General features: G+C 42.9%; 13 protein-coding genes and 2 tRNA genes. 9 read left to right on the plus strand and 6 right to left on the minus strand.

The window, feature by feature from the left end; genetic code table 11:
* The first annotated feature begins 21 nt into the window (after nucleotides 1-21).
* From prfA to kdsA, 4 genes are all read left to right on the plus strand, one after another.
* Entirely contained in the window at nucleotides 22-1104 is a 1083-nt protein-coding gene (gene prfA / locus AACX38_RS16855; protein WP_099121815.1) for a peptide chain release factor 1, read from the plus strand.
* Nucleotides 1104-1991: a peptide chain release factor N(5)-glutamine methyltransferase gene (gene prmC, locus AACX38_RS16860; RefSeq protein ID WP_228863162.1), complete on the plus strand. Its 888-nt coding sequence runs from the start codon at nucleotides 1104-1106 to the stop codon at nucleotides 1989-1991. Before prfA ends, prmC begins: the two co-directional genes overlap by 1 nt.
* Nucleotides 1975-2790 carry an invasion regulator SirB1 gene (sirB1, locus tag AACX38_RS16865; RefSeq protein WP_228863163.1) on the plus strand — a complete coding sequence of 272 codons (816 nt, stop codon included), beginning with the start codon at nucleotides 1975-1977 and terminating at the stop codon, nucleotides 2788-2790. The genes prmC and sirB1 overlap by 17 nt, the downstream gene beginning before the upstream one ends.
* Before the next feature lie 143 nt (nucleotides 2791-2933).
* On the plus strand, nucleotides 2934-3788 hold the full coding sequence (gene kdsA, locus AACX38_RS16870; RefSeq protein WP_228863164.1) for a 3-deoxy-8-phosphooctulonate synthase: 855 nt from the start codon (nucleotides 2934-2936) through the stop codon (nucleotides 3786-3788).
* Nucleotides 3789-3985: 197 nt separating this feature from the next.
* On the opposite strand, the gene dauA is transcribed toward kdsA, so the two are convergent.
* The 3 genes from dauA to AACX38_RS16885 all read right to left on the minus strand — a co-directional run bounded on the left by dauA (nucleotide 3986) and on the right by AACX38_RS16885 (nucleotide 8452).
* The gene (gene dauA, locus AACX38_RS16875) at nucleotides 3986-5728 is read right to left on the minus strand and encodes a C4-dicarboxylic acid transporter DauA (RefSeq protein ID WP_228863165.1); all 1743 of its coding nucleotides are present in this window, start codon (nucleotides 5726-5728) and stop codon (nucleotides 3986-3988) included.
* A 320-nt stretch (nucleotides 5729-6048) separates the two neighbouring features.
* The gene (locus tag AACX38_RS16880; RefSeq protein ID WP_228863166.1) at nucleotides 6049-7818 is read right to left on the minus strand and encodes a bifunctional alpha/beta hydrolase/class I SAM-dependent methyltransferase; all 1770 of its coding nucleotides are present in this window, start codon (nucleotides 7816-7818) and stop codon (nucleotides 6049-6051) included.
* 10 nt (nucleotides 7819-7828) lie between these two features.
* Nucleotides 7829-8452 (minus strand): CDP-alcohol phosphatidyltransferase family protein, encoded by a 624-nt coding sequence (locus tag AACX38_RS16885; protein WP_228863167.1) that lies wholly within the window; start codon nucleotides 8450-8452, stop codon nucleotides 7829-7831.
* Nucleotides 8453-8830: 378 nt separating this feature from the next.
* Between AACX38_RS16885 and AACX38_RS16890 the strand changes: the two genes are divergently transcribed.
* The 5 genes from AACX38_RS16890 to AACX38_RS16910 all read left to right on the plus strand — a co-directional run bounded on the left by AACX38_RS16890 (nucleotide 8831) and on the right by AACX38_RS16910 (nucleotide 11363).
* The gene (locus AACX38_RS16890) at nucleotides 8831-9037 is read left to right on the plus strand and encodes an amidase family protein (RefSeq protein ID WP_339385695.1); all 207 of its coding nucleotides are present in this window, start codon (nucleotides 8831-8833) and stop codon (nucleotides 9035-9037) included.
* A gap of 39 nt (nucleotides 9038-9076) precedes the next feature.
* Nucleotides 9077-9763, plus strand: coding sequence for a helix-turn-helix transcriptional regulator (locus AACX38_RS16895; protein WP_228863168.1), 687 nt, complete (start codon nucleotides 9077-9079; stop codon nucleotides 9761-9763).
* An 88-nt stretch (nucleotides 9764-9851) separates the two neighbouring features.
* On the plus strand, nucleotides 9852-10283 hold the full coding sequence (locus AACX38_RS16900; RefSeq protein ID WP_228863169.1) for a hypothetical protein: 432 nt from the start codon (nucleotides 9852-9854) through the stop codon (nucleotides 10281-10283).
* Nucleotides 10284-10375: 92 nt separating this feature from the next.
* A complete protein-coding gene (locus tag AACX38_RS16905) occupies nucleotides 10376-10750 on the plus strand; it encodes a VOC family protein (protein WP_099121805.1) in 375 nt (124 codons plus the stop codon).
* 94 nt (nucleotides 10751-10844) lie between these two features.
* Complete coding sequence (locus AACX38_RS16910; RefSeq protein ID WP_228863170.1) at nucleotides 10845-11363, plus strand: DUF6622 family protein; 519 nt, start codon at nucleotides 10845-10847, stop codon at nucleotides 11361-11363.
* A gap of 98 nt (nucleotides 11364-11461) precedes the next feature.
* Here the strand turns inward: AACX38_RS16910 and AACX38_RS16915 are convergent.
* The 3 genes from AACX38_RS16915 to AACX38_RS16925 form a co-directional block, all read right to left on the minus strand.
* Nucleotides 11462-11551 (minus strand) — tRNA-Ser (locus tag AACX38_RS16915).
* A 31-nt stretch (nucleotides 11552-11582) separates the two neighbouring features.
* Nucleotides 11583-11672, minus strand: a tRNA-Ser gene (locus AACX38_RS16920).
* 210 nt (nucleotides 11673-11882) lie between these two features.
* A complete protein-coding gene (locus AACX38_RS16925) occupies nucleotides 11883-12470 on the minus strand; it encodes a TetR/AcrR family transcriptional regulator (RefSeq protein ID WP_099121803.1) in 588 nt (195 codons plus the stop codon).
* Nucleotides 12471-12588 lie beyond the last annotated feature (118 nt).

Here is a 12588-nt window from a genome sequence, read left to right on the forward strand (position 1 = left end):
AAATAAGGTCTGATATTACGAATGAAGCCTTCTATTGTCGCTAAACTGGAAGCATTGCAAGAACGCCATGAAGAAGTACTGGCTCACCTCGGTGATGCCGAAGTGATCGCTGATCAAGAGCGTTTCCGTGCATTATCAAAGGAATATGCTCAACTTACCGATGTAACTAGCTGTTTTAAATCCTGGAAAATAATTCAGGATGATTTACAGACAGCCGAGATGATGCTTGATGATCCTGAAATGAGGGAAATGGCGCAGGAAGAACTCAAGGACGCAAAAATTCGTAATGAAGAGTTGGAGCAGCAACTCCAGTTATTGCTGTTACCAAAAGATCCGGATGATGAGCGCAACTGTTTTCTGGAAGTTCGTGCGGGAACCGGTGGTGATGAAGCGGCAATATTTGCCGGAGATCTGTTCCGGATGTATAGCCGTTACGCCGAATCTCGTCGCTGGAAAGTAGAAATTATGAGTGCCAACGAAGGGGAACATGGCGGTTACAAAGAGGTTATCGCGAAAGTTTCTGGTGAGCAGGTTTACGGGCATTTGAAATTTGAATCAGGTGGTCATCGTGTTCAACGTGTGCCGGAAACAGAATCTCAGGGTCGTATCCATACTTCGGCCTGTACAGTAGCGGTACTGCCGGAAATTCCGGAAGCTGAATTGCCGGAAATCAGCTCAGCAGACCTGAAAATTGATACCTTCCGTTCTTCCGGAGCGGGTGGTCAGCACGTTAATACCACCGACTCCGCGATCCGAATTACCCATATTCCTACCGGAATTGTAGTGGAATGTCAGGACGAACGTTCGCAACATAAAAATAAAGCTAAAGCACTATCCGTGCTGGGTGCCCGTATTCGTGCTGCTGAAATGCAGAAGCGTCAGGAAGCTGAAGCCTCTGAACGCCGTAACCTGCTTGGCTCTGGTGACCGTTCAGATCGCAACCGGACTTATAACTTCCCGCAAGGACGAGTGACTGACCACCGCATCAACCTGACGCTATACCGCCTTGATGAAGTCATGGAAGGTAAACTGGATATGTTGATCCAGCCAATCATTACCGAATATCAGGCTGACCAGTTATCAGCACTGTCAGAGCAGGATTAATGAATTATCAACATTGGCTGCAATACGCCGCGGCTCAGTTATCTGGTAATTTGCCTGCTGATAGCAGCCCTAAGCGAGAGGCGGAGATCCTGTTAGGGCATGTGACAGGTCGCTCCCGTACCTACCTGATAGCGTTTAGCGAAACGTCCATTTCAGGAGAAGAAACCCTTCAGCTTAATGGCTTACTGGCTCGCCGACTGAAAGGTGAGCCAATCGCTTATATTGTCGGTGAGAAAGAGTTCTGGTCATTACCACTCGCAGTCTCACCCGCAACTCTGATCCCGCGGCCTGACACGGAGTGTCTGGTGGAAAAAGCACTTGAATTGTTGCCGGAAACACCGGCACAAATCCTCGATCTTGGCACCGGAACGGGCGCGATCGCTCTGGCACTGGCAACTGAAAGGCGTGATTGCCATGTCACGGGAGTCGATATTAATCCTGAAGCAGTCATACTGGCAAAAAACAATGTTGAAAAGATCAATATTGGAAAAGTCAATGGACAAGAAGCTATTCACAATGTGAATTTTTTACAAAGTGAGTGGTTTTCTGCAGTGGGTGACAGACAATTTGATATGATTGTCAGTAATCCCCCGTATATAGATGAGAATGACCCTCATTTGAAAGAAGGGGATGTTAGGTTTGAACCGGCCACTGCATTGATTGCCGCACAAAATGGTTTGGCGGATTTACAGGCAATCGTGGAACAGGCCCGCCATTTTCTATTATCGAATGGATGGCTGTTATTGGAACATGGCTGGAAACAGGGAGCAGTTGTCAGGAACCTGTTTTTAGAGAAGGGTTATCATCAGATAGCGACTTTTCAGGATTATGGTGGTAATGAACGTATCACGGTAGGTCGATGGAATAAAAATGAAACCCATAACTAATTATGAATTCAATGATGCTCCCCTGATTGATGGTATTATTCTGGTATCGAAGGCTATTCGCCCTGATTTCCCTCAGGCATTAGTGTCAGAGCAGTTAACTGCGTTAGTCGAAGAAGCACAGCAGGCACTTTTTTCAATCAATGACCATAAAGAAAAACTGCAATCATTACTGACACTTTTTTATCAGGAGTGGAAGTTTGGTGGAGCAAATGGGGTGTACTGTCTATCGGATACTCTATGGCTGGATAGTGTAATTGCTTCCCGTCAGGGGGCACCGGTTGCACTGGGTGCGCTATTTGTGCATATCGCTCAGATGTTGGCTATTCCTATAACGCCGATAATATTTCCGACCCAGTTGATATTGCGTATTGATTTGCCTGATCAACCTGCCTGGTTTATTAACCCCATGAATGGGGAAACGCTTAATGAACATATCCTTGATGTCTGGCTAAAAGGTAACATTGGCCCGACTGTCCGGCTGGAAAAGAAAGACTTACAGGAAGCCGATAACAGCAGCTTAGTACGCAAAATCACTGATACGATCAAAGTTTCTCTGATGGAAGAAAAAAAGATGGAACTGGCACTCAAAGCCAGTGAAGTTGTGCTGATGTTTGATCCGGATGACCCATATGAAATCCGTGATCGTGGGCTTATTTATGCCCAGCTTGACTGTGATCATATTGCAGTTTCAGATCTGAGTTACTTTGTAGAACATTGTCCTGAAGACCCTATCTCAGAGATGATAAAAATGCAGATTAATTCTATAGATAGAGAACGCCGAACCATAGTGCTGCACTAACCTTACTATCATATTGGTAGGCAGGTATTAAGCGGATGGTGGCAGAGTTATTCACACCTGATTTGGTGTTTTATTAAAAATTTTTTACCCATTAACAAATGATTTGTTCTTAACATTTGTCCTTAACAGCAGAAGGTATAAGCATGCAACAGAAAGTGGTTAATATTGGTGATATCAGGGTCGCAAATGATCTGCCATTTGTGTTGTTTGGTGGCATGAATGTCCTGGAATCACGGGATTTGGCCATGAAGATTTGTGAACACTATGTCACGGTGACACAAAAACTGGGCATTCCTTATGTTTTTAAAGCCTCTTTTGATAAGGCTAACCGATCTTCTATCCGTTCTTACCGTGGCCCGGGTCTTGAAGAGGGAATGAAAATTTTTCAGGAGCTGAAACAAACCTTCGGCGTAAAAATTATTACTGATGTACACGAACCCGCGCAAGCGCAGCCTGTAGCTGAAGTGGTTGATGTTATCCAGCTTCCTGCTTTTCTTGCCCGTCAGACCGATCTGGTGGAAGCGATGGCAAAAACGGGTGCGGTGATTAACGTTAAAAAACCACAGTTTGTCAGCCCAGGGCAAATGGGCAATATCGTCGAGAAATTCAAAGAAGGCGGTAATGATCAGGTGATTTTGTGTGATCGTGGCAGCAACTTCGGTTATGACAATCTGGTTGTAGATATGCTGGGCTTCGGTGTGATGCAGCAGGCAACTAACGGTTCACCAATCATTTTCGATGTTACTCATGCGTTGCAGTGCCGTGACCCATTTGGTGCAGCTTCCGGCGGGCGTCGCGGGCAGGTTGCTGAATTGGCTCGTGCGGGAATGGCAGTGGGTATCGCAGGTTTATTCCTTGAAGCACACCCAGATCCGGAAAATGCAAAATGTGACGGCCCATCAGCACTGCCACTGGCAAAACTGGAAGCATTCCTGATGCAGATGAAAGCGATTGATAATGTAGTGAAAAGCTTTCCGGAGCTGGATACCAGTAACTAATTCTTGAGCTGTTTGGATGTATTGCTGAAATTGCGGTTATACCCTTCGTCTTTCAAGTTGCCTCTTTGTTGGCTGCGCTCGCTCACCCCGGTCACATAGCTATCTATGCTCCCGGGGATGAACTCCCTTGCCGCCGCGATGCAACTTGAAATCCATTGGGTATATATTTATTTATATCTTGTAGCCGCATATTTTAATTATTGATGGCTGGCTTTATCCACTGAGACACAAATTTCAGGTGAATATTCAACTTTCATCTCTTTTAATGCCTTAGGTAAAGTAGCATAAAAACTGAGTTGCCCTGCAATGGGTGTGACTTTAGCTCTTGCCAGTGTTTTCAAAGGCTGGAAGGGGATATCACAGACAACAACCTGCTTCGACTCTTTAGCCATCTCGCGAACAAAACCCTGAAAAGCATGTAACCCACCTGCATCCAGTACAGGGACCGCATCCCACTGCATAATGATGTTTTGATATTCAGCACTTTTTTCTTTTAATTCAGTAAAAATGCGCTCCGCAGCTGCAAAGAAAAGTGGCCCGTTAATCCGAACGACCAATAATCTTTTTTCAGCATCTGTTATGGCAGAAGTGCTGATACGGGTCATATTGGCGATTTTACGCATAAACAGTAGTGACGCCAGAACAATGCCGACAGTAATTGCGATCACCATATCAAACAGAACTGTCAATGACATACATAGCAGCATCACAATAATGTCATCTCTGGGAGCATGGCGGATTAAATCCACCACTTTATGAGCTTCACTCATGTTCCAGGCCACAATCAGTAAAATAGCGGACATTGCAGCTAATGGTAAGTATGAAAGCATTGGTGCCAAAAACAGTAAAGTTAATAACACCAATAAGGAGTGAATGACTGTGGCGATAGGGGAGGTTGCTCCTGCTCGCACATTAGCTGCAGAACGGGCAATAGCGGCGGTTGCTGTGATACCACCAAAGAAGGGCGCTGCGATATTGCCTAAGCCTTGCCCGACCAATTCACTGTTGGAATGATGTTTTTTTCCTGTCATACCATCAAGAATCACCGCACACAATAAAGATTCAATAGCGCCTAACATAGCCATTGAAAATGCAGCGGGCATTAATGCGGAAATCGTACTCCAGCTAATATCGAAAGAAGGCGAATTCGGTAAACTCCACGGTAATACAAACTGAGGCAGGATTGGCGGAATACCCTGACCCTGTGTTCCATCCTCCAGTGTATAACTGAATGAAGAGCCGATAGTGGCTACATCATGCCCGAGCAGATGCATTATTCCCATAACAGCCGTTCCGGCAGCTAAAGCCGGTAAATGCCCCGGTAACTTTAATCCCAGTTTGGGCCAGAAGATTAATATCAGAAGGGTAGTTAGGCCTATAATCGTATCACTTAAATGAAATGAAGGAATTGCCTGAGAGAGAGTAATGACTTTATCGATATAGTTTTCTGGAACTTCGCTGATTTGCAAGCCAAAGAAATTTTGTATTTGCATGGTGGCAATCGTGATAGCAATGCCGGAAGTGAACCCAAGGGTAACAGAAAGCGGAATGTATTCGATAAGTCGGCCCAGACGAGCCAGACCCATAACAATCAGGATAACACCGGACATGAGTGTCGCTATCAATAGGCCACTCAGGCCGAATTGTTGTGATACCGGATAGAGAATGACGACAAAGGCGGCAGTCGGCCCGGATACGCTATAACGTGAACCGCCGGTAATGGCGATAACGATACCGGCGATTGCGGCGGTATAAAGACCATACTGCGGTGCCACTCCACTCCCTATAGCCAGAGCCATTGCCAGAGGAATGGCGATAATACCCACAGTAATCCCGGCAATGATATCTTTGATAAAACGGGAGAAAGAGTAAGATTCTTTCCAGCAGGCGTCAATAAATGCGCTAAAAATCCGTATTCCATTGATTTTTTTAGTATTCATTTCATGTAAGACCTAAGAATAAAATATCCATTTATACACTTCGTCATTCAAGTTGCTTGCTGCCGCGATGTATCTTGAAATCCATTGTGTATAGTGGATTGAAAATAAGAAACAGGGATAAGGATATCGCTTTAGTTACCTAATAAAGGTGTTATACGTCAAAAAGTTACCTGATAGGTTAGCGTTGAATAAATAAAAATCAATTGAATGCGTTTTTTGATGCTTTTATGACTTTGTTATATTAATGTGGATATTAATTCATCGTTATAAATAGTTTTAATAAAATAATAAGAGCCAGTACTCACTGGCTCATATTATTTTCAACGATAAACACGTTTAGCAATGGAAACGGAAAAGATACCCCAGTTATCTGTTAACTGGTATAACTTCTCAAACCCGGCCGCTTCCACCAATGCATCCATTTCACCTTGTGTGCGGCGTCGCATGATCCACGGCTCATTTTCTCGGTGGCTTGAAAGAACACGGGCAATAATTTCAAGCTGCGGATGCCACGGCTGGCTGGTATATATCAGATAACCATTTTCTGTAATAGCTTCAGCAAGACCGTGCAGGGAATTTCTGACCAGATTATTATCAGAAAATAATTCATAGAGACCTGAAACAATTCCCAGTGTTGGCGCGGGTGTTATTGAGGCTATGCTGTCAGCATCAAAAGCATCCCCTATAACAAACCGAATTTTTTCAGATAGATGGCGTTCTTCAATATAAGCTTGCCCCTGACGCACATTAATATCGCTATAATCTCTCAGTAAAACAGAATCAACTTTACTGAACTCGTTGATGGCATCAAGCACATAGCGCCCATGCCCGGCTGCAATATCCACAATGTGTACTGGCATTTTTTGTTCATGCAAACAACGAATGGCCTGTAGGATCAGCGTTTCGATATGAATTTTACGTTGCCGTATACCACGCCAGCCAATGCTATTCAGATAGTGTTTATCCAGCAATCTCCCCCAAATTCCCTGACCTTGTGGTTGATCTCGGTAGATATAATCCAGCGTAGAACCAGAATCGAAGCCTGTTGTAAAACCCAGTCGTATTCCTTCTGAAGCCTTACCTAAGTGACTCTCCATGGCTTTACGCATTAATTGATAAGCGAGGTTTTTGGGACTGAAATGAGGAAGAGGAGTACTGAGTGCACGAAACTCATCGGCGGAGTAGCTCCAGATATCTTGTTGCGCATAGTTATGCTGGTAACGTGGAATAGCAAAAATACGCTCCAGAAAAAGCCGGATCTTATCAAAAATAAGGTGCCGATCTTTTTCACCCAGCGTATCGTGATAGAAACCTGCCATGACATGTTTCTCTTTCATTGGGCTACTTAATTGCTGGTAGAACTGGTGCTGTGGTTTTGAGTTCACAACATAATCACTGCCTGAAATGAATAACTGAGTAGGAAGTGTGATCGCGGCGGCATCTTTAACGACACGTTCTGAGGTTTGGTAAAGTTCCAGCAAGATATTGACTGCAATCTCACGGGTAATCAGTGGATCATTATTATAAGAGGCAATACGGGTTTCATCGTGGGTTAAAAACTTCGCTTTTACATAGGAGTTGACGAAGAAAATTCCGCGTACTTTCTGCATCAACTGCAATCCCCGAGTAGCGAAAGGAACATACAATTTAATATCAAAAGCCGGAGCAGCAAGGATCATCGCCCGGATTTTTGGCGCATAATCATGTACCCAGGCGGATACCAACACAGCGCCGACACTCTGACCAATCACTATGATATTTCCCATCGCAATATCATATTCAGCGGCAATAAACCGGACAAATTCATCCACATCACGAATTGATGTGCCGACTGACGGACTATAGCCACGTATTCCTTTTGTCTGACCGTGACCACGGGCATCCCACGCAAAGACAGCAAAATCAGGTAGATTGAGTTCATCAACAATATGCTGAACGCGTCCGGAGTGTTCATGACCACGGTGAAAAATAATAATCGCTTTTTCTGCTTTAATTTGTTGCTGTGGCCAGTGACGATAAAACAGAGATACATCATCAGAAGTAGTGAAGTAGTGTTCTTCAGCAATACGTTGTTTGAATAGCTGTGTCATTGTGGGAGCCTTATCTGGATTGGGATTGTTCAATTTGCCTGATCTCATACAGGGCTTTGGCAACCCGCTGATAGCAAGTCATTAAAAGTAAGATAGCGATCAAAGGAAACAGATAACTACTCCAACTTAAAGCCGAAGGAAAAATGGCAATAATCAGCCCATAAGTACCAAAAACAAAAGCGCGATCACTTTTTCCCATTGGGCCATCATAGCGTCGTGATGCGCCGAGGGTTTGCGTTAATACACCAATAAACTCGGTCAAGATGGTAATAAATAGAATAATCAGTAAGCTGATATTGCTGACACCGGGTAAAAAACAGAAGGGAAGATAGAGGGCAACATCAGAAATAATATCCCCTAACTCATTATAAATAGCGCCTAAATGAGATTTTTGGTTATGTTCCCGCGCCAGCATTCCATCAATTGCGTTCAGTGCCATACGAATAAATAGAAAAACAGGCAGTATCCAATATAGGGAAGGAGTGGGAAATAAACTTAATAATAAACCGATAAAAAGCGATAAAAACAGAGCGGATAATGTGACTTGATTGGCTGTATATCCCAGATGATGAAGACGAATGACGATAGGCCGTAACAGGTTCTGAAAACGGGGTTTTAGATCATATATAGTCATTATTTCCCTAGATCCGTTAGAGGTAAAAATATCAGTGTTATTAATGTACCATGTGATGTCAAATATTATGTGTAGAAAAACATACTGATATACTATTCATTTTTCAGGTTACTTTTCAGTGAGTAATCGCCATTATTCCCTGCCGTGTATAAGTCACCAAAACTAGTTTAAGTATCACTATTATGGTGGTGCCTATTTTCTTTGTTGTACACGCTCTGTCAGAGATACGGCGGCTTATTCGGATGCTTTGGCAGGAGCACTTCCGGGTGAGCCTTATACACCTCCGATCCCGGATTTGCCATGGTTAGAACTGTCAGAGCGTGATACGGGAGAATTACACATTGGGTTTACTGTTTCACCGCCAAATGGACAGACTCAGTGTTTGCCTATCCTTTCAATATTTCTGGTCAGCCAGCTATTTCATTGCCACTTGGCTGGAGTGATGAGGGTATTCCTATTGGTATACAGCTTGTCGGACGTTATAAAAACGGGTTATTTTACGGATCTCATAACGTGTTTTCGGCATATATATTTACCAGTATCCCCGAAGATCTATTTGAGCCCACTTCAGTAGTTATCCTATGATTCACTAAATAAATAAACAAATTGGATGAGGATGGAACATTGTCCAGAGCACAGCGTCTGTTATCTTTGATTGAAATATTGCGTAGCTATCATTTTCCTGTGCAGGGGAAAGTATTAGCCCAGAAGATGAATATTAGCTTAAGAACGCTTTATCGGGATATTGCCACTTTACAGGAGCAAGGAGCGATTATTGAGGGGGAGCCGGGGGTGGGGTATGTCTTAAGGCCCGGTTTTGTATTGCCGCCTTTGATGTTTACCCAGAATGAAATTGAAGCGCTGGCATTAGGTGCCAATTGGGTGGCGAAACGTGCAGATCCACAATTGAGGGAAGCGGCAAAGGGTGTTGTCAATAAAATTGCAGCGGTTATCCCAACAGAATTGAAGCAACTTCTGGAGAGCAGCTCTTTGTTAGTCGGGCCCGCTGCGGCCGCTACTCAGCCCGTGATCGATATTTCATCAATCCGGCAAGCAATTCGTGCCAGACGTAAAGTTATTTTGACTTACCGGGATTTGAAAGAACAGGATTCCGAAAGAACTATCTGGCCATTCGCATTAGGGTATTTTGAAAATGTCAGTATTGTGATTGGTTGGTGTGAATTGAGGGAAGAATTCCGCCATTTTCGGTCTGACAGAATCCTGAGTCTGCATGTTGAAAAACAGTGTTACCCTCGTTCAAGGCAATCTTTACTGAAAGAATGGAGGGAATTTAAGAAAATACCTCACTGATTAAGTCAGGCTACTGACAGAAACTGTCACTTGGTGTTGATACCTTACAACTATTCTAAGCAGCACAGACAATAGTTGGAGGTATTTCATGTTAGTTCTGTCTTTTTCTATCCCGGTAAAATCTGAACCATCGCATATTTGGGCTCATTATGTTGATTTTGAGTTAAGGAAGAAATGGGAAACTGATCTTGAATTTTTGCAATTTGAAGGTGAGGTAAAAACCGGGCAATACGGAAAAATGGTGTTGAGGGGAAAGCCAGAAATTCGATTCTACCTTTCAAATATTGAAATCAATAAAGAATTCACTGATCAGGTTAGTCTTCCGCATATAGGAACTTTAATTTTTTCTCACCAAATTATTCCACATGAGAACAATATGGAATATCTGATTAAGGCAACGGTATCACTTATGCCTGATTCGAATGTGCCTGCTATTCAGGTTCAGAATTTCTTTAAACAAGTCACACATGATTTAGTTGAAACAGTATTAAGGCTGAAAGCTACTGTTGAAACCTATTAAGTATGAAAAATATTGATCAGGGAAAATTAAATCACATCAGTCTTTTATTTAAATACAAATAAAAATTTTGATAAAATTAATATGAGGTTAATATGGAAACAATAACTGCTAAACCTAATCTTCAGCTTGTCTATGTTTCTGATATAGAGCGTTCGACATCCTTTTATACAAAAATATTTAATTCTGAACCGGTTTTTGCTGGCCAACGTTACGTTGCATTTTCTGCTGGTGCTGAAGCTTTATTTTCCATTTGGTCAGGAGGTCCGAAACCTGATTTAAATACTCCCCGATTTTCCGAAATTGGCATCATGTTACCAAACAGTGAAGATATCGATAAATTATTTGTAAAATGGCAACAGGAACTAAAAATTAAAGTATTACAGGAACCTCATACTGAAGTATTTGGCCGAACGTTTGTTATTGAAGATCCTGACGGCCATATGATTCGGGTTTGTTTATTGGATTAAGACGACAAAATAGAAAGCCCATTGAGGAACAATTATAATAAGAGTCTATATGGTTAGGCTCTTTTAAAAGTAATAGGACTCAGTGAGGAAAGATATGTCAATCCTGATGATTATCAAAGACACACCGGTATGGGTTTGGATCTTATTTGTTTTTTTGGTTCTCCGTGGCATTAAAGCATTGGATGACAGAGAAATGACGGTAAGTCGTCTATTTTTATTACCAATAGTGTTTTTTATCTGGGCGGTTTACGCTGTACTACATGAAACGGTTTTTCAGGCTTCGGCATTATTGGCGCTTGTTATGGGGATATTGGCAGGTATTGCAATAGGCTGGAAATTATGGAGTACTCAGCCCCGCTTAAGACAAAAGCCGGGCAGCGATTTAATTATCCGTTCAGGCACTCCTTTAACCTTGATTTTTATTCTGATCATATTTTGCGTTAAATTCATTATTTCCGCTACGGCAGCAATACATCCAGCGCTAACACACTCTTTTAGCTTTAATTTATTATTTGGCTTTGCCAGTGGTTTGTTAGATGGTGTTTTCTGGGGAGGAACACTGAATCTCTATATCCCTTATTATAAGGGTCGGCAAAAAAGAAGAGTTGAATGAGAATAAAAAGAGGAGCTTTGACCAGTATAAAATGAAAAAGCCCCGTTATTTTAACGAGGCATCATATCTTTATAATTTATTCAACTGACATTAAATCATGGCGGTGAGGGAGGGATTCGAACCCTCGATACGTTTTCACGTATACACACTTTCCAGGCGTGCTCCTTCAACCACTCGGACACCTCACCGTTTTCTAATTTTTCAGTTGATTACAAAATATGGCGGTGAGGGAGGGATTCGAACCCTCGATACACTTTCGCGTATACACACTTTCCAGGCGTGCTCCTTCAGCCACTCGGACACCTCACCATATTTTGTCATTTCAGCGATTCTGTTTGTATTCGTCGCTGCAACGGGGCGCTACTATAGGGAAAAGCAGTGCAGGCGTCAACAGACTTATCACGATTTTTTCTCGCTTTTTGATTGATTAGACAAATAAAAAACAATTTGCATACGTGATAAACATTTATAGCACTTTTGAAGCTGTTTTTAATCAAAGCTCTGATGGTTTTTTGTAATTTAAGGTGCTGATGCTAAGCGCCGGGCAGCTTCAACAACAGAAGCCCGACGTCTGGCATGCTCTTGCTGGCTATCTGAGCCAGTGAGCATACGCGCTACCTGAGGTACTGCTGACCACCATCCGGCTAGGGACAATATCAAGAACGCCAGATGATCGGGAGCCAGAGTCTGTGTGATTGATCCCTGCTGTTGTCCATCAGCGACAGCCTGAACCTTGGAACTATAGTATTCGCGTCGTTGCTCCTCGTCCGGCACTTCACCATCGAAAACAAGCCCTTCCCAGCGCATAAGCCGGCTTAACTCAGGATGTTCGCGGTGATAATCGTAGGCTTTACCGGCATATTCAGCAATTTCCTCAATTGTGAAAGGCTTAACCGGTACTTCCTGAGCGACTCTGGCTAATTCACTGCGTAGCACAGTTGAAAATAATGCCCGTTTATCACCAAAGTAATTGTAAATACGTTCTTTATTTACTCCAGCTAACTTAGCAATCTTTTCGATAGTAGTGCCATCGGGCCCAAGGTAGGCAAATTCTTTTACTGCCGCTTCTAAAATCCTGCGCTTTGTTGCCTCTGTATCCCAAGCCATAATTTGCTTTCCTATTAATCAGTTGTTGCTATTACAAAAATAATACTATAATAAACTCCAACGTTTTAGTTGGAAATTGAGTGATGACACATTCGATACTAATTAACAGGCGTGGCTC

Origin of the sequence: Xenorhabdus sp. PB30.3, from assembly GCF_963895965.1 — a bacterium.
GTDB classification, from domain to species: domain Bacteria; phylum Pseudomonadota; class Gammaproteobacteria; order Enterobacterales; family Enterobacteriaceae; genus Xenorhabdus; species Xenorhabdus stockiae.

What these genes read in the sequence shown, in the direction of transcription:
- prfA (WP_099121815.1), top strand. Translation starts at nt 22, where the DNA reads ATGAAGCCTTCTATTGTCGCTAAACTGGAAGCATTGCAAGAACGCCAT.
- prmC (WP_228863162.1), top strand. Translation starts at nt 1,104, where the DNA reads ATGAATTATCAACATTGGCTGCAATACGCCGCGGCTCAGTTATCTGGT.
- sirB1 (WP_228863163.1), top strand. Translation starts at nt 1,975, where the DNA reads ATGAAACCCATAACTAATTATGAATTCAATGATGCTCCCCTGATTGAT.
- kdsA (WP_228863164.1), top strand. Translation starts at nt 2,934, where the DNA reads ATGCAACAGAAAGTGGTTAATATTGGTGATATCAGGGTCGCAAATGAT.
- dauA (WP_228863165.1), bottom strand. Translation starts at nt 5,728, where the DNA reads ATGAATACTAAAAAAATCAATGGAATACGGATTTTTAGCGCATTTATT.
- AACX38_RS16880 (WP_228863166.1), bottom strand. Translation starts at nt 7,818, where the DNA reads ATGACACAGCTATTCAAACAACGTATTGCTGAAGAACACTACTTCACT.
- AACX38_RS16885 (WP_228863167.1), bottom strand. Translation starts at nt 8,452, where the DNA reads ATGACTATATATGATCTAAAACCCCGTTTTCAGAACCTGTTACGGCCT.
- AACX38_RS16900 (WP_228863169.1), top strand. Translation starts at nt 9,852, where the DNA reads ATGTTAGTTCTGTCTTTTTCTATCCCGGTAAAATCTGAACCATCGCAT.
- AACX38_RS16905 (WP_099121805.1), top strand. Translation starts at nt 10,376, where the DNA reads ATGGAAACAATAACTGCTAAACCTAATCTTCAGCTTGTCTATGTTTCT.
- AACX38_RS16910 (WP_228863170.1), top strand. Translation starts at nt 10,845, where the DNA reads ATGTCAATCCTGATGATTATCAAAGACACACCGGTATGGGTTTGGATC.
- AACX38_RS16925 (WP_099121803.1), bottom strand. Translation starts at nt 12,470, where the DNA reads ATGGCTTGGGATACAGAGGCAACAAAGCGCAGGATTTTAGAAGCGGCA.